Source organism: Nafulsella turpanensis ZLM-10 (assembly GCF_000346615.1).
Taxonomy (GTDB): domain Bacteria; phylum Bacteroidota; class Bacteroidia; order Cytophagales; family Cyclobacteriaceae; genus Nafulsella; species Nafulsella turpanensis.
The window spans coordinates 1-17,631 of sequence record NZ_ANNU01000015.1 but is presented as its reverse complement, the minus strand read 5'-3'; the positions used below and the strand labels follow the sequence as shown (position 1 = coordinate 17,631).

Sequence of the window (17,631 nt, the reverse complement as noted above, 5' to 3'; positions counted from 1 at the left end):
TATTATCCATAAAAGGTTCCGATTCCATTACAGATTACCGTTACATACGGATACACGAATATGAAAAAATTATTGTACCTGGGCCTGCTGGCCGGAACTGTTCTTTTTACAGGAGCTTGTACCAGCTCTGAGGAAGGGCAGGAAGAAACGCTTCAGGCTGGTGTGCGCGAAGGCGAAGGTGGCCACTACTATGGAGGGGTGCTCCGTATTAACGAATCAGAATATATTAAAAATCTGTTTCCGCCCAGTATAACCGATGTTTACTCTTACCGGGTAGCCTCGCAGATGTATGAAGGCCTGTTTAAATTTAATGATCTGGACCTGACGCTGGAGAACAGCCTGGCCGAAAGCTACACGCTCGATTCGACCGGCACGGTATATACCTTTAAATTACGCGACAATGTGTATTTCCACGACGATCCTGCTTTCCCAGGGGGTAAAGGACGGAAGCTTACCGCGGCTGATGTAGCTTTCTGCTTTACACAGCTTTGTACGCAGTCGGCCCTTAATCAGAATTACTCAGTCTTTGCTGGTTTACTCAAAGGTGCCGATGCTTACTTTAAAGCCTCCGCAGGAGGTAAAACCCCCTCTTTTGGCGTAGAAGGAATAGAAGTACTCGACTCTTTAACCCTCCGCCTGAGTATTACCAAACCCAACTCTGTTTTCCTGGTAAACCTTGCCCGTCCGGCCACCTTCATTTACCCGCCTGAGGCCCTTGAAGAATATGGGCCTGATATGCGGATAAGAGCAGTAGGGACAGGCGCATTTGAAATGGGAAATGTTGAAGAAAACATTTCTATCGTGCTGCCTAAGAATCCGAATTACTGGGGCGAAGACCACTATGGTAATCCTCTTCCCTTCCTGGACGCGGTAAATGTACAGTTTATCAATAGCAAGAAATCTGAATTATTCGAGTTTAAAAAGGGCAACCTCGACATGATATATCGCCTCCCAACGGAGCATATTATTGAAATTCTGGAGAGCAACCTTACCGGAAATGGCGAATTTAACAGGTATGAATTGCAAAGAGAGCCCGAAATGGTAACCCAGTTCCTGACTTTTAATACCGCTAACCGGAAACTATTCAGCAACCCCGATCTTCGTAAAGCCATCAGCTATGCCATCGATCGGGATAAAATCCTCACCTTTGTACTCAATAATGAAGGTTTTGCACCGGGCCATCATGGTATTACACCACCGGTTTTCACCGATTATAATATTTCAGAGATACCAGGCTACCGGCTGAATGTCGATTCGGCCCGGTATTACCTGACAAAGGCAGGCTACCCGAACGGAAAAGGCTTTCCTAAAGTAGAGTTTATGCTCAATGCCGAAGGAGACAGAAATACCAATGTAGCAGTCGAGATACAGAAGCAACTGAGCGACCACCTGAACATTCAGGTGGAAATAGCCACCTATCCTTTTGCCCAGCTACTGGAAAATGCTTACCAGGGTCGGTTTGATGTAATGCGCTCTGCCTGGTATGCCGACTTCCCCAGCCCCGAGAACTTCCTGTGGGTCTTCTACAGCGGCAATATGGATACCCACCAGCGCGAACCGGCCTACCCGAACATTGCCAGATATTCGAGTGCTAAATTCAATAAATTATACGAGCAGGCGCTGCGGGCACGTTCTGTAAGTGAAGCAAATAAGTATTTTATTGAGGCTGAGAAAGTGCTGATGGAAGATGCTCCTATTATTGTTCTCTGGTATGACGAGGGCTTCCGCCTCCTGCAGTCGTATGTGAAGAATTTTCCTAACAATCCCATGCAGTACCGCGATTTTAGCAAGGTTTATTTTCAGCAGGCAAGGAAGTTACGTTCTCAATAAAAGAAGAAACCTGCTTCCCTTAGCAAACGTACCTTAAAGATTAAGTGAGGCTTTACTATGCATAATGCAGAAGATGTTGTTATAAAAAATATCAGGAAGTACAAACGTAAGTTTTTCCTGAACCTGCTGCTGAGAGGAAGCATCTGGTCGCTGGCAGTACTGCTGGCGGTTTTTCTCCTGTTTAGCTTTGCAGAACATTTCGCCCATTTCAGCAGGGAAGTTCGTACTGTGCTTTTCTTTGCCTTCCTCTTTACTGCCGGCATTGTGCTTTACCGCTGGGTGCTATCGCCCCTGCTCAGGCTTATTAGGCTCGACAAGGCGCTTACCGATGAGGAGGCTGCAGCCCGTATTGGCTCCTCCTTCCCTGAAGTGCGCGACAAGCTTATTAATCTCCTGCAGCTACACCGCCGGCAAGGGGAGCAGGGCCATCAGCTATTGGCAGCCAGTATCCGGCAAAAGTCGGCCGAAATAAGCCCAATCCGCTTCGATTCAGCCATTACCTACCAGGCCAACACCCGCTACCTGCCCTATTTACTCCCGATTCTCCTTCTTTTTCTGGCCGCGGCTGTTTTTCTTCCGGGCCTCTTTACCGATTCAGCCACCCGTATTGTTCACTACCGGCAGGACTTCGCCCCCCAGGCTCCCTTCCGGTTTGTAATTGAAAATGAAACCCTGCAGGCCTTTAAAAACGAAGACTTCACCCTCCGCCTTCGCTATGAGGGAGAAAGCCAGCCTGGCACCTCCTATATATGGTTAAACGGCCGTCAAATAAAGATGAAGCAGGAAGCGGCAGGGCTGTTTTCCTATACCTTTTCTAAAGTACAGGAAGAGAAAGAATTTTCCTTTGAGGCAGCTGGTTTCAGCTCCGACTCATATGAACTGGCGGTAGTAGAGCGGCCAGCCATTCAAAATTTTCAGGTACACCTCCAGTACCCCTCCTACCTGAATAAAGAAAATGAGCGACTGGCCAATGTTGGCAACTTTCAGATACCGGAAGGTACCCGGGTAAACTGGCAGTTTAAAACCCTCTATACAGATAGCCTTCAAATTTCTTTTGGAGAAACAAAAAAAGATACCGTTTTACAATCATCTGACAACCAGCTTATTAACTATGAAAAACAACTGCTTGAGAGCCAGGAATATAGTTTAAAGCTCTTTAACCAGTGGAGCAGCAATAAAGAACCAATTCGTTACCAGATTGAGGTTATTCCTGACCGGCACCCGGATATCAGCCTGAAGCCTTTTGCGGATACTACCCTCTTTAATTTAGTGGTGCTGGGTGGTAATGTAGCAGACGATTATGGCCTTAGCCGCCTGTCAGTCTTCTATAAGGTTAAACGAAATGGAGAGGGCGAAACAACGGCTTACAAAAGTATTCCTCTTCCGCTAGGGGAAAGGCAGCTTAGCCAGAGCTACTTTTTACGCTGGCCGCTCGATAGTCTCCAACTCAGGAAGGGCGACCAGCTGGAATACTTTGTAAAAGTGTGGGACAATGATGGCATTAATGGACCAAAGGCCTCTCAAACCTCTGTTTATACCCTTCAGGCACCAAATGAAGAGGAACTCAGAGAACTTATCAGCAAGGCAGAACAGAATACAGAAGAAGGTATAGATAAGAGTGTACAACAGGCTCGAAAGCTGGAAGAGAAAATACAGCAGGCAGAAGACCGGCTCAGAGGCAAAAAGCAGGTGAATTACCAGGATGAAAAGCTCCTGCAGGAAATTCTGGAAGAGCGGAAAAAGATGGAAGAGCAGCTGGAAAAGCTGGCCGAAGAAAGCGAAGCGCTAAAACAACAAAGAGAGCGCTTTTCGGAGGAGCAAAACAAGGAGATACAGGAAAAGGCAGAACAGCTACAGCAGCTAATGAATGAGTTGCTGGATGAAGAAACGAAACGCCTCTACGAAGAACTACAAAAGTTACTGGAAGAAAAAGGCCAGTCGGAAGAATTCCAGAACGTGCTGGAAAACTTAAAGAACAAGGAAGATAATCTGGAAAAAGAACTGGAGCGCGCGCTGGAGTTATTTAAGCGAATGAAGTTCGACCACCAGCTGGAAGAAACCAGGCAGGAAGTGGAAGAGTTGAGAAAAGAGCAGGAAGAGCTGGCCGAGCAAACAGGTAAAGAGCAACAATCGACAGAAGAATTGCAACAGCAACAACAGGAGCTGAATAAAGAGTTTGAGGAGATAAAGCAATCCATGGATGAGCTCGAGCAGCTCAACCAGGAGTTAAAAAACCCTAACCCTTTACAGGATTTTAAGGAAGAGCAGCAGAGAATTGAGGAGCAGCAAAAGGAAAGCCAGGAGTCGCTGGAGAAAGGGAAGAATAAGAAGGCGCAAAAGGCACAGCAAAAAGCAGCTGAAAAGATGAAGGAAATGGCGCAAAAGATGCAGGAAATGCAAAGTGGCATGCAAATGAGCATGATGCAGGAAAACCTGGACGATTTGCGGAATATTGTCGATAACCTGCTTACCCTCTCTTTCAGCCAGGAAGAACTGATGAAAGAATTCAGGGAAATTAATCAATCTAACCCCAGATTTGTTAATCTTGCACAGCAACAATTGAAGATTCAGGAGGATGCTGTTATATTAGAGGACAGTTTGCGTTCCCTGGCCGAAAGAGTATTCCAGATTCAGGCTTTCGTTACACGCGAGCTGAACGACATGAACAAATACCTCGATGAAAGCGTAAACGCAATAAAGGAGCGGAAAAAGAATGAGGCAGTAGGTAAACAACAGTTTACCATGACCTCTATGAATAACCTGGCGCTGCTGCTCGATGATGTACTCCAGCAAATGCAGGAGCAAATGGCGAATGCCCAGGGTATGCCGCAGGCCGGGAATAAAAATAAAAAGGGAGAGGGTGCTCCCAAATTGAGTGATTTGCAAAAGCAGCTGAACCAGCGAATACAGCAGCTAAAGCAAAGTGGAAAGAGTGGCAGGCAGTTATCTGAGGAACTGGCTCGCTTAGCCGCCGAACAGGAAAAAATAAGGCAGGCCCTGCAGGAACTGGAAGAAAAGTACGGCAACGGAAAGCCGGGAAGTAAGCCAGGAAATAAAGGCGTACAGGAGCAGATGGAAGAAACAGAAAGTGATTTGGTTAACAAGCGCCTGAGTAGAGAGTTAATTGAAAGGCAACAGGAAATTTTAACCCGGCTCCTGGAAACAGAAAAGGGAATGAGGGAAAGAGGGAAAGATGATGAGCGAAAAGGTGAAACAGCGAAAGACTATGAACGGAAAATACCCGAAGCTTTCGAGGAGTACCTGAGACAAAAGGAAAAGGAAGTGGAGCTTTTAAAATCTGTTCCTCCGAAACTGAATCCATATTACAAGAAAGAAGTAAACAACTATTTTAAAAGACTAGGTTTATAAACAAATTCGTACAGCACCTATGATTAGCACCATTAAAATTGAAATTCCGTCTTTACTCGATAATATCCGCATGATTGAGAGCTTTATCGATAATGCCAAGGAGGAGTACCAGCTCGACGACGGAATTTATGGAAATATAATGATTGCCGTTACGGAGTCGGTAAATAACGCCATCCGTCATGGCAATAAACTGGATCCGGAAAAGAACGTGAAGCTTTGCTTAATTCTAAATGAAAGCCAGATCACTTTTATTATTGAAGATGAAGGACCCGGTTTCGACTATAACGATTTGCCTGATCCTACTGCGCCTGAAAACATTGAGAAGCCAGGTGGCCGGGGCATTTTCCTGATGAAGCACTTAGCCGATGAAGTTTCCTTCAAAGACAAGGGACGGTCGGTGGAGTTGAGTTTCTACATGAATTAGTATGCAAAATATTCATTTTTTTTCTGAAGATATTTCGTTCAATCTAAAGAAGAAGACAATCCTCCGTAACTGGATTAAAGAAATCATTAAAAGAAAGGGTGCTCATCTTAATGAAATAAACTACGTTTTTTGTTCTGATGCTTACCTCAAACAGATAAACATTGACTACCTTGATCACCACTATTTCACTGACATTATTACCTTTGATAATTCAGAAGAAGAAGACTCCATTGAAGCGGATATTTTCATCAGCATCGATCGGGTAAAAGAAAACAGTACCGAATACTCCAAAAACTTTGAAGAAGAACTACACCGTGTCATGATCCACGGTGTTTTACATTTACTTGGTTATCCTGACAAAACGGAAGAAGAACAGAAGGTGATGCGACAGGAAGAAGACCAATCTTTATCTCTCTTGCTTCCTTTTGAGAACCAATAATTCCCTAATTTTGTATTTCCATTAAGACAATTCATAGCTGTTCCACGTGGAACAGTTTTATTTTGTTCAGCAAACTGTTCCACGTGGAACATCAATAGAGAAAGAGTATATGTTTCCAGATTACGATGTAATAGTAGTAGGTGCCGGCCATGCAGGATGTGAGGCAGCACATGCAGCAGCTAAAATGGGCTCGAAAGTTTTGCTGGCGACCATGAACATGAATACGATTGCCCAAATGTCATGTAACCCTGCAATGGGAGGAGTAGCCAAAGGCCAGATAGTGCGAGAAATAGATGCATTGGGAGGCATGTCCGGTATTATATCGGACAAGTCAATGATTCAATTCCGGATGCTGAATAAATCGAAAGGACCAGCCATGTGGAGCCCAAGGAGTCAGAATGACCGGATGCGCTTTGCAGAAGAGTGGCGCCTGGCGCTGGAACAGACCCCAAACGTGGATTTTTGGCAGGAAATGGTGCGCGAATTAATGGTGAAGGATGGGAGAGTGGTCGGAATAAAGACAGGAATGGGTCTGGAAATAAAGGCAAAAGCCGTAGTGCTCACCAATGGAACCTTCTTAAATGGCATCATCCATATAGGTGAAAAACAATTTGGCGGAGGTAGAACAGGCGAGAAAGCAGCAACCGGATTAACTGAGCAACTGGTAAGTTTAGGTTTCGAGGCAGGCCGAATGAAAACCGGAACACCCCCAAGAGTAGATGGCCGCTCGCTTGATTATAGCAAAATGGAAGAACAGTTTGGCGATGAAGAGCCAGGATGCTTCTCTTACCTTACAACTGCTCCCTTAAAAGAGCAAAGAAGCTGCTATATTACCTATACCAATACAGCAGTTCATGAAAGCCTGCAGGAAGGATTTGATCGTTCTCCTATGTTTAACGGGCGCATCAAAGGCCTTGGTCCTCGCTATTGCCCCTCGATAGAAGATAAAATCAACCGCTTCGCAGAAAGAGATCGCCACCAGATATTTGTAGAGCCGGAAGGCTGGAATACGGTAGAAATATATGTAAATGGCTTCTCCACCTCGCTTCCGGAGGACATCCAGTACAAAGCCATCCGCAAAATAGAAGGCTTCGAAAATGTAAAAATGTTCAGGCCCGGCTATGCCATCGAGTATGATTTCTTCCCGCCAACGCAACTGAACCAAACACTGGAGACAAAACTCATCGAGAACCTCTATTTTGCAGGCCAGATAAATGGCACCACCGGCTATGAAGAAGCCGGCTGCCAGGGCTTAGTGGCCGGCATAAATGCGCACAACAAGGTTCACGAGAAAGACCCTTTCATTCTAAAAAGATCCGATGCGTACATAGGTGTGTTGATCGACGACCTAATCAATAAAGGAACAGAAGAACCTTACCGGATGTTTACCTCCAGGGCAGAATTTAGAATTCTTCTACGACAGGACAATGCAGATTTAAGGCTAACAGAAGCCGGCCATAAACTAGGACTGGCCTCTGATGAGCGCCTGGAAAAAATGATCGACAAAAGAAATGATGTAAAAAGGCTTTTAAATGACCTTAAACTAAAAAAGGTAGAGCCCGAAGCCATCAATCATACGCTGGAAGATTTGAATACGGCCACTATACGGGAGAAGGTATCGGCTATGCAGCTGCTAAAACGCCCTCAAATAGGAATGCCGGAACTCATGCAACTAGATAGTGAGCTGGCACAATACCTGAAAAAATATAGCAAAGAAGTGCTGGAACAGGCAGAAATCCAGATCAAATACGATAATTACATAGATAAAGAAGAAAAGCTGGCCGAAAAAATGGGCAGCTTGGAGAACCACAGGATACCCGAAGATTTCGACTACCATAAAATTACAGCACTCTCGGCAGAAGCACGGCAGAAACTACACAAAATGAAGCCTGCTACTATCGGGCAGGCAAGCCGAATAAGTGGAGTATCGCCGGCCGATATTTCCATCATCATGATTTATTTAGGAAGATAATAGTCCATCAGAAAAATGGAAGAACACCTCAACCAATGCCCGCTTTGCAAGAGCGGGCACTTTACTTTGTATAAAAAACTGAAAGACTTTTCGGTGAGCCAGGAAAGCTTTAGAATTGTTTCCTGCAACCATTGCGGATTCAGGTTTACCAACCCAAGACCGGTAGAAAGTGAATTAGGAAAGTATTATGAATCGGAAGATTATATCTCCCATACAAATGAAGGAAACAACCTGATTAATAACCTTTATAAACTGGCGAGAATCTACACCATTCAGCAGAAAAGCAGGCTTATCGGAAAGTGGGGAAAGAAAGGAAGACTGCTGGATATAGGCTGCGGAACAGGAGAGTTTATTGACTATAATAAAAAGCTTAAATGGACCGTTAGCGGGGTAGAGGTAAATGATAAAGCCCGGGCCCAGGCCGAACAGCTTGTTCAACAACCCCTGTTTGCCTCACTTGATGCTGTTACAAAAGAAAAGCAGTTCCAGGCCATTACCCTTTGGCATGTGCTGGAGCATATTTCTAATCTGGAAGAAAGCTGCTTAAAAATAAAAGAGCTACTTGCGCCGAAGGGAATGCTTTTCGTGGCCGTTCCGAATTCCGAATCGTATGATGCACAATATTATCAGGAGTACTGGGCAGCTTATGATGTACCCCGTCATTTGTACCATTTCACCCAACAGACCATGGAGCAATGGTGGAGAAAATTTGATATGCATATACAGGCAGTTGTCCCCATGAAGCTGGATGCCTATTACGTAAGTATGCTAAGCGAAAAGCATAAAACCGGGAAGCCTAATATGGCCAAAGCCAGCTTGGTAGGCCTTCGCTCCAATTTAAAAGCACGTACATCAAATAACTATTCAAGTTTAATCTATATCATCAGTAAATAGCAGCATGAGAAAGCGCAACTACTGGATTGTTATCGCAGGCATTTATTTCTTTATTCAGGTCTTTGTTACCTCCTGTGCAAATATCAGCACGCCCACCGGAGGTCCTAAAGACACCATTCCGCCGGCACTGGTAAAGGTAAATCCTACAGGTGGGGCCGTGCATTATAATGAAAGAATTGTACGGCTTGAATTTAATGAAGCGGTACAGGTAAAAGACCTGGCAAATCAGCTCATTATTACGCCCTCCATACAAGGAGAGTATAAAACCAAAATAAATAAAAATACGGTTGAACTCCTTTTCCAACAACCTTTCGATACAAATACTACTTATACCCTTAGCTTTCGTGAGGGAATTTCAGATTTAAACGAAGGAAATCCGGTAGAAGATTTGCAGCTCGCATTTAGTACCGGAGCATTCCTTGATTCTATGTCAATTTCAGGCACCGTACAACGGCTCTTAACCGGAGAGCCGGTAGCCGATGCGCTGGTAGGCCTCTACCGTGCAAAGGATACCCTTAATATTTTTAACAGCAGGCCTTACTATCTTTCAAAAACAGATGAAACAGGTTTTTTTCAGTTTAATAATCTAAAGGTAGGAGAGTATCTACTGTACGCTACCGCAGATGCCAACAGGAACCTGAAAACCGAAGCGAGTAATGAGCCTTTTGGATTTATTAAAGATACAATATACTTAAATTCAAATATAGACTCTTTAAATATAAATTTACTTAGTATTAACACCAATCCACCGGCCGTTAACAGTGCCAGACCTTCCGGCCCTTATTTTGATATCAGGCTGAATAAGGCAGTAAAAGATTATGAGCTACAACCACTGGAAGAAACAGAAGAACCGCTCTACAGCAACCTGGTGGAAGAAAATAAAACTATCAGGGTGTATAATGCATGGCCTATACAGGATAGTCTTGCTACTTTTCTCTCATTAACCGATTCACTGGGCCAGCAGTTACAGGATACAGTCTATGTTAAATTCCAGGAGAGCAAGCGGGAGAAAGGCCCTTTCGAGTATACTGTTATACCAAAGTCAGGAGCTGCTGTAGAAAAAGATTTTACCGCCACCATTTCCTTTACGAAACCTGTGAAGGAAGTAAATACCGACAGCCTTTTTATCCGCTACGATAGTCTTACGACCGTGCAGATTGTGCCTGAAAAAGACTTCACGTGGAACAGCCGGCGCGACAGACTGGAGATCAATAAACTTCTCGAGCCAACAAAAACTATCGCAAACCAGTCATCAGAAAAAGCTTCACTACAGGAAGAAATACCAGTGCAGCCAACGGCGACAAACGGGTTTAGCCTGCATTTAGGCAAAGCTGCTTTTATTAGTGCAGAACAGGACAGCTCCAAAGCATCTGAACTAAGCTACCGCTGGGCAGATGCTAAAAACTTTGGACTGCTACAGGGCCGCTTTTCCAGCGAGGCAGATTCCTTCACCATTCAGCTCCTTGATGCCAATACCTTTAAAGTGGTAAAAGAAGTGGAGAATCAACACAACTTTACCTTTAATTATGTAGCACCCGGGGAGTACCGCATAAGAGTGCTGATAGATGAAAATGAAAACGGACAGTGGGATCCGGGTAATATCTACGAAAGGATAGAGCCTGAACCTGTAATTCTACTGGATGAAACAATTAGCCTAAAGGCAAACTGGGAACTGAAAGAAATAGAAGTACGTGAATAAACGATGTGTATAAGTAGTGGAAAGTGTGGAAACAGGGGGTGGATAAAAAGGCAATAATACACAGTTGCCTCTCGTGGAAATCGGATGTGTGTAAAGTCGGCCACTTAGCAGAAACAATTCACCCGCCTTTCCACAATTACCCACCATTCTAAACTTCATAAAATATTCATGTACTACTTTAAGAACAAGTATATAACTAATTGATTTTTAAAAGGTTAAAAGTTTTTAAAAAGCGCCATTTTTCAGAAAAGGCTGTAAAATACAAAACTGAGAAAGGCAATTCAGAAACTTATCCACGAATTCACACCTTAATAGATATAATAACTTATTTATAAATTGAACCAATATTAATAATTAGGCAGGGGATAATGTGTATAAGTGAAAAAATTAGCTCGTTCCGATTCTTTTTTGCCCTTTGTGCAATGCTCATCTGGCTTGTTCCTGCTTCTTATGCACAGGATCAGGAAGATATTCGGCTTGCCAACCAGTATTTCGAGCAGGGTGAAACAGAAAAAGCGCTTTCGATGTATGAAACCCTCGTCAAGAACAGCGAGAACGTTCCTTTTATCCACGATAATTACCTGGAGCTGTTAATAAGTACCCAGGCTTATAAAGATGCCGAAAACTACCTGGAGCGACAGGTAAAGAGCCACGCTAATCCGGAAATGTACCAGATAGACCTGGCCCGTCTTTACGAACTGCAGGGAGAGACAAAAAAAGCGAATAAGCTGTACGAAGAGATTATAAGTGCAGCCATCAGCAATAATTATAAAACCAATTTAGTTGCCCAACTCTTTTTCAACAAGCGCTTATACGATAGAACCCTGCAGACGTACCAGCGGGCCCGGGAAGTGCAAAAAGATGAAACTGGTGCCTATGCTTTACAGATGGCAAATATCTACAGAGCTATGGGCGAAAAAGAGAAAATGATTAGCGAATACTTTCGCTATATTGAGCAAAACCCCCGGAATATGGAGTATGTAAAGAATATGCTCCAGGCTTCACTCTCAGAACCAGAAGATTTAGAGGCATTTAAAAGAATTTTATTCGAAAAGGTACAGAAGAATCCAGATAACCTCCATTTCTCCGATTTACTGATTTGGGTAAACGTACAGCAGAAAAACTTTTATGGTGCTTTTGTCCAGGCCAGAGCGATGCAAAAACGCCTGCAGACAGGCGCATCTGAATTAATTGATTTAGGCATTATTGCCCTGGATAACCAGGCTTACCCGGAGGCCATACAAATTTTCGAATATATTGCCGATGAGTTCAGGCAGGGAAATGCCTACTATGTGGCTCGCCGCTATGTAATAAAGGCAAGAGAGGAACTGGTAAAGAATACTTACCCGGTAGACAGGCAGGAAATTGTAAAGCTTGTAAAAGATTATGAGCAGCTGGTAAAGGAAATAGGTATCAATAACACCTCCCTCGAAGCACTTAACAGTAAGGCCATGCTGCATGCGTTTTATCTTGACCAGAAAGACTCGGCCATCAGTATCCTCAAAACCATCATAGCTGCTCCCCGTGTCGATGAAAACCTGAGGGCACAAAGTAAACTGGCACTGGGCGATATCTACCTTTTGGCTGGTGAACCATGGGAAGCCACCCTTCTTTATTCACAGGTTGAAAAGGAACATAAGGATGAACCACTCGGGTATGAGGCAAAGCTTAAAAATGCTAAGCTATCCTACTATAAAGGAGAATTTGCCCTTGCCCAGGGTCATTTAGACGTACTGAAAGAAGCCACCACCCGCGAAATTGCCAACGACGCCATGGCGCTGAGTCTCTTAATCAAGACCAATAGCGCACTCGATACGTCCGACAGGGCCATGAAGCAATATGCAGATGCGGAATTACTGCTCTTCCAGAACAAAAAAGAAGCTGCCCTGCAGTCGCTCGACAGCCTGCTTTCAGAATTTAGGGGGCACAGCCTTACAGATGAGGTACTGAATTTACAGGCGAAGATTGCACTTGAGCTGGGCAACTATAGCCTGGCTGTGGACAAGCTTACCCAAATTACACAAAACTGGGGTCAGGATGTTTTGGGCGATGATGCCTTTTACCAGCGAGCCCGCATATACGAGGAATACCTGGATAACAAACAACAGGCTATGGAGTATTATCGTGAGTTTCTAAGCCTTTATCCAGGTAGTGTGTATGTCTCGGATGCCCGTAAGCGTTTTCGAACCCTGCGCGGCGATTTCCCGAATTAGTCCTTTCTTTTCCCGAACAGGAAAAACGGGCGCATGAAAAGAAAGCTGCCGGCTGCTCTCCAGCCAATCCTGTTTCCGAACATGTGCAGTTACTACATTATTTTAATAAACAGGATTTAATCAGAATAAATTTTTAAGATAAGGCTTTCATTCATTCTTTAATTTTAATATATTCCTGTATGTTAAAATTACCTGTAAAAGCATGAAGCCAACCAGACTTTTTGACCTCCTTCCTCAGCTGTTAGCACAGAATCCAAAACCCAATATGCTGGCACACAAACGTAATGGCCAATGGGTTGAGTACAGCAGCCAGGACTTCGTCGATATCGCAAATCGGATGAGTATTGGCCTGAAAAAAGAAGGAATTGTAAAGGACGATAAAATAGCCATTATATCTCCTAACCGACCTGAGTGGAACTTTGTGGATTTTGGTATGCAGCAGCTGGGGGCGGTAAGTGTGCCTATGTATCCAACCATCACCATCAGGGATTACCGCTACATTTTTGAAGATGCCGGTGTTAAAATGGTTTTTGTGGCCGATGAAGAGCTCCTTAGAAAGGTAGAGCAGGCCACAGAAGGAATGAACATCCGTGGTATCTATACTTTCGAGCAGGTAAAGGGTGCCCAACACTGGAGCGAACTGGCTAAAAAGGGTGAGGGCGAAGACCCTGAGCAGCTGGAGCCATTAAAGGCTCAGGTGAAAGAGGACGATTTGCTTACCCTTATCTATACCTCCGGTACTACCGGTAATCCAAAAGGGGTAATGCTAACACACCGGAATATTATGAGTAATGCGCAGGCAGTGGCAGATATTTTTCCTAATCTTAGCGCAAATGGCAAAGCATTAAGTTTTTTACCCATCTGTCATATTTTCGAACGTACGGCAGTTTATTCTTATATCAACAGAGGCCTCCCCATTTATTATGCCGAAAGCATGGAAACAATTGGGGAAAACCTGAAGGAAGTTCAGCCCGAAATGTTTACCACTGTTCCACGTCTGCTGGAGAAGGTGTATGATAAGATAGTGGCTAAAGGAATGGAGCTGACCGGAGCAAAGCGAGCACTCTTTTTCTGGGCACTTCGGCTTGGAGATGAATATGAGCCGCATAAAGAAAATAGCTGGTGGTACAACTTTCAGTTAAAGCTGGCCAATAAACTCATCTTTAGCAAATGGCGGGAAGCCCTTGGGGGCAATGTAAAAATGATTGTATCGGGCGCTGCGGCCCTTCAACCACGCTTAGGAAGAGTCTTCTGGGCAGGCCAGATTCCGGTTTGTGAAGCATACGGCCTTACCGAAACTTCGCCGGGAGTTGCCTTTACCCGCCTCGATCCGGAGAGGGTACGGGTAGGAACCGTGGGAGAGTTACTCGATGGGGTGGAAGTAAAGATTGCCGAAGATGGAGAAATACTGGTTAAAGGCCCTAACGTAATGAAAGGCTATTACAATAAACCTGAGCTAACCGCCGAAGTAATCGATAAAGATGGATGGTTTCACACGGGCGATGTAGGAGAGTTGAGGGAAGGGCGTTTCCTTGCGATTACCGATCGTAAAAAAGAAATGTTTAAAACCTCAGGTGGTAAATACATAGCCCCGCAGGTGCTGGAAAATAAGTTAAAAGAATCGACTCTTATTGAGCAGGTAATGGTGGTAGGAGAAGGGGAGCGTTTTCCGGCTGCCCTGGTGGTGCCCAATTTCGATAACCTGCGGGAGTGGTGTAAAGTAAAGCAGGTGGAGTATACGAATAATGTTGCCATGCTCCGGCATCCGCAGGTTCAGAATAAATTCCATCGTGAAATCGATAAAGCGAATGAAGATTTTGCCCAGTACGAAAAGATAAAGCAATACCGCTTATTACCAGAGCAATGGACGATTGAAAGTGGAGAATTAACCCCCACCCTTAAACTAAAGCGGAAGGCCATTCATCAAAAAAATGAGGCACTTATTCAGGAAATTTATGCTGGAGAGTATCCTGAACAAGACCGTAAGCAGGAAGCTGAAGCAGTTTAAATTCTTAACCGGTACAAGCAATTTGTGCCGGTTTTTATTTTTTAGTTATAGGCTAACATTCCGGGAGCAAGCTGGTTTATTTCTTACTTCGGGCTAGAAGTTTTCAATCTAAAACAGAAGGATGATGAAAGAGAAAGGATACATAGCTGTTTTTAAAGGCTCAGCTGTTGAGGCCGATCAGGTTCATGACTACCTCAGCGAAAACGCCATTGGTTCACTCGTTCGAAATCACCTGCAGGAGAATTTTTTAGCCGGCTGGATGTCCGTCGAAGCTGATCATTCTGCAGAGGTTTTTGTTTCGGAAGATGATTTTTTGAAGGCAGAAGCCCTGGTAAAAAATATTTTCCATGCAGGAGCAGCCACTGATGAACCTGCACTGGAAGGGGAGTAAAGATTAAGGTCTCCTGATTTTATTGACCGTATAATATTCTTCCATTTCCTGCTTATAAATAACATCCCCATTGGTATCCAGGTACAGCAACAGATTTGTGTCCTGGAGAATAATAACCTCTTCTGCAACTTCAAAATTGAAACAACTGCGTCCGTCCGGAGCAATGGCCATTAAAGCAGCTCCATTTACAAAAGGTCTGGTAAAGCAGAGTTTTCCATATAATTCATCTGAAAAAGCCTTTTCTCCATTTTTATTGATGAAGTAGTAAGAATTGTCTTTTCCTACATATGCATATCCATCGGAGAACGATTCTGCAATCCGGAACTGCAGAGGAACAATATACTCGCCATACACATTAATATATCCCCACTTAAAGTCCTTCCAGACAGCTGCAAGTCCATCGGAGAATTCTTTGGCTTTACTGAACTGTGGTTTAATTGTCCACTCACCTTTTTTATTAATGAAGCCCCATTTCCGGCTTTTCTCATCCAGTACAGGAGCTAAACCATTCGAAAAAGAACCGGCCATGGCATAGGTCGGATTGATAACCCACTCGCCCGTCTTATCAATAAAACCAAACTTCCCGTCTTTTTCTGCAACGGCATATCCATCATGGAAACTATAAACCTTATCGTAGTAGCCATAAACTTCCAGCTCGCCCTCTTTATTCAGAAAACCGCTTACCGTTTCCCCTTTATAATTCGGATCCATAATTTCAATAGCCACCGGAATAAGTCCTTCAGTAAACTGCTGGTTAGGTTTGATAGAAATACGGTAGTCGTATATTTTAAGGAAAATACCATAACCATAGTACTCCGACTGGATTACCTTTTCCCCTTTTTCATTAATAACATCCCATACTTCTCCACCCTTATAGGTATCTTTTACCAGAGCAAGGCCATCTGAAAAATTAAGCGCCATTTCATACTGGGGAGGAATAATCCACCGGCCCTCGCTATTGATATAGCCCCATTTATTAAAGTTCCTCATAGGATAAAGTTCCTGCGCCACAGCCGGCACACCAGCCAACGCTACCCACCCCAGGAGATATATAAAAAACAAAAGGATTCTCATTAAAAGCATTGAATAAAACTGCCGAACAAACTTATTCTTCATTTAAGAAGAAGGTTTATAAAGAATAATCAATAAACAGGGTATGTGTTCGCTAAACTTTTGAAATTCAGCTAACCCCTGGTTTAGCATAATTTGATATGTAAAGTTCACCATTATGGCGAATAAATACTACATTGTGAACATATATCTTAAACCGCTGGCAGTAAGAACGTAAAGGAATAAAGGCTAGCATAAAATATTTAGTACATAAAAATAATTAATTTTTTCTGAAGTGAGTCAGAGGCTGTTCCTTTGGGAGAGGAGGAGATTGGAAATCTTCCAGCGAGGAAAGGTCAGCAAGAGCAAAAAAGCCAGACTTTCAGAAAAGAGAAAACCCAAAAGAATAAAGTATGGAAAGTGCTTTTAATGAAAAACAATGGATCCTTATTGCCCACCTCAGTGGTTTTGCTGGCTTTGCCTTTCCCTTCGGAAACATTGTAGGACCCCTGCTGGTATGGCTGCTAAAAAAAGAACATTCCATTTTACTTGAAGAACATGCAAGGGAAGCTCTCAACTTCCAGATTTCAGTAACTATATATGTGCTAATAGCCTCTTTGTTGCTTTTTGTTTTTATCGGGGTAATAATAATCCCTGTAATATTAATTTTCCAGGTAGTAATGATGATAAAAGCTGCTTTACTGGCAGATAAAGGAGGCTTTTTCGTTTATCCGTTAACCATCCGCTTCATTAAATATAAATAAGCCGAAAGAAGCAAGCTTGGAATTTTATCAGCCCATATCTGCAAAAACAGTGGGATTCCACGGCCTGTATTCCTCCAAAAGTGTAGGAAAGCTTTTTCTGAAGGGAACCCACTTTTGCCTTTGAACGGAAAAAGTTACCAGATAAACCTGCAGAAGAAAAATAATCCTGTAAGAGAAGCTGTCATGGTGGAACAGAAACCAGAATGGTTATTTTTTGTGGGGCAGCATAGAAATGGAAGTTATACAGCGGCCGTGGACAGACAAAAAGGAAAAGTTAACAATATTTTCAAAAGAGTGTTTGCAGGTTTAATAAGTTTTTCTACCTTTGCACTCCCCTTACGGCAGCAGGCCAGGAGGCAGCGAGATTGAGGCGGAATTTGAGAGGAGGAATGGAAGAGAGTAGGCGATAAAGCTGCTGAGAAACTTCAGAAATAAATCTTCACGAAAAGCTTGCAGCGAAGCAAAACATCCTTTACCTTTGCATTCGCTTTTGGAAAAAAGGAGAGAAAAAAGGCAGCTAAGCAGTAGCAGTCTTCGCTTGAGAAGCCAGAATAAAATAGCTTCAGAATAAATTAGCT

At 43.6% G+C, this 17,631-nt stretch carries 12 protein-coding genes; 11 read left to right on the top strand and 1 reads right to left on the bottom strand.

Going from position 1 to position 17,631, the window contains the following annotated elements; all coding sequences use genetic code 11:
- Positions 1-60: 60 nt before the first annotated feature.
- From F752_RS0106890 to F752_RS0106835, 10 genes are all read left to right on the top strand, one after another.
- Positions 61-1,830 carry an ABC transporter substrate-binding protein gene (locus tag F752_RS0106890; protein ID WP_017730994.1) on the top strand — a complete coding sequence of 590 codons (1,770 nt, stop codon included), beginning with the start codon at positions 61-63 and terminating at the stop codon, positions 1,828-1,830.
- 57 nt (positions 1,831-1,887) lie between these two features.
- The gene (locus F752_RS0106885; RefSeq protein ID WP_017730993.1) at positions 1,888-5,199 is read left to right on the top strand and encodes a DUF4175 family protein; all 3,312 of its coding nucleotides are present in this window, start codon (positions 1,888-1,890) and stop codon (positions 5,197-5,199) included.
- A gap of 22 nt (positions 5,200-5,221) precedes the next feature.
- On the top strand, positions 5,222-5,623 hold the full coding sequence (locus F752_RS0106880; RefSeq protein ID WP_026135574.1) for an ATP-binding protein: 402 nt from the start codon (positions 5,222-5,224) through the stop codon (positions 5,621-5,623).
- A 1-nt stretch (position 5,624) separates the two neighbouring features.
- Positions 5,625-6,062: an rRNA maturation RNase YbeY gene (ybeY, locus tag F752_RS0106875; RefSeq protein ID WP_017730991.1), complete on the top strand. Its 438-nt coding sequence runs from the start codon at positions 5,625-5,627 to the stop codon at positions 6,060-6,062.
- Positions 6,063-6,171: 109 nt separating this feature from the next.
- Entirely contained in the window at positions 6,172-8,034 is a 1,863-nt protein-coding gene (gene mnmG, locus F752_RS0106870; protein WP_017730990.1) for a tRNA uridine-5-carboxymethylaminomethyl(34) synthesis enzyme MnmG, read from the top strand.
- 15 nt (positions 8,035-8,049) lie between these two features.
- On the top strand, positions 8,050-8,928 hold the full coding sequence (locus tag F752_RS0106865) for a class I SAM-dependent methyltransferase (RefSeq protein WP_017730989.1): 879 nt from the start codon (positions 8,050-8,052) through the stop codon (positions 8,926-8,928).
- Between the two features lie 4 nt (positions 8,929-8,932).
- The gene (locus tag F752_RS0106860) at positions 8,933-10,627 is read left to right on the top strand and encodes an Ig-like domain-containing protein (RefSeq protein WP_017730988.1); all 1,695 of its coding nucleotides are present in this window, start codon (positions 8,933-8,935) and stop codon (positions 10,625-10,627) included.
- 368 nt (positions 10,628-10,995) lie between these two features.
- A complete protein-coding gene (locus tag F752_RS0106850; RefSeq protein WP_017730986.1) occupies positions 10,996-12,840 on the top strand; it encodes a tetratricopeptide repeat protein in 1,845 nt (614 codons plus the stop codon).
- Between the two features lie 202 nt (positions 12,841-13,042).
- On the top strand, positions 13,043-14,848 hold the full coding sequence (locus F752_RS0106840) for an AMP-dependent synthetase/ligase (protein ID WP_017730985.1): 1,806 nt from the start codon (positions 13,043-13,045) through the stop codon (positions 14,846-14,848).
- Between the two features lie 121 nt (positions 14,849-14,969).
- Positions 14,970-15,239: a DUF2007 domain-containing protein gene (locus F752_RS0106835; RefSeq protein WP_152425057.1), complete on the top strand. Its 270-nt coding sequence runs from the start codon at positions 14,970-14,972 to the stop codon at positions 15,237-15,239.
- Positions 15,240-15,242: 3 nt separating this feature from the next.
- Here the strand turns inward: F752_RS0106835 and F752_RS0106830 are convergent, their stop codons facing one another.
- On the bottom strand, positions 15,243-16,355 hold the full coding sequence (locus F752_RS0106830; protein WP_017730983.1) for a WG repeat-containing protein: 1,113 nt from the start codon (positions 16,353-16,355) through the stop codon (positions 15,243-15,245).
- Positions 16,356-16,702: 347 nt separating this feature from the next.
- Between F752_RS0106830 and F752_RS0106825 the strand changes: the two genes are divergently transcribed.
- On the top strand, positions 16,703-17,053 hold the full coding sequence (locus tag F752_RS0106825) for a DUF4870 domain-containing protein (protein ID WP_017730982.1): 351 nt from the start codon (positions 16,703-16,705) through the stop codon (positions 17,051-17,053).
- The last annotated feature ends 578 nt before the right edge of the window (positions 17,054-17,631 follow it).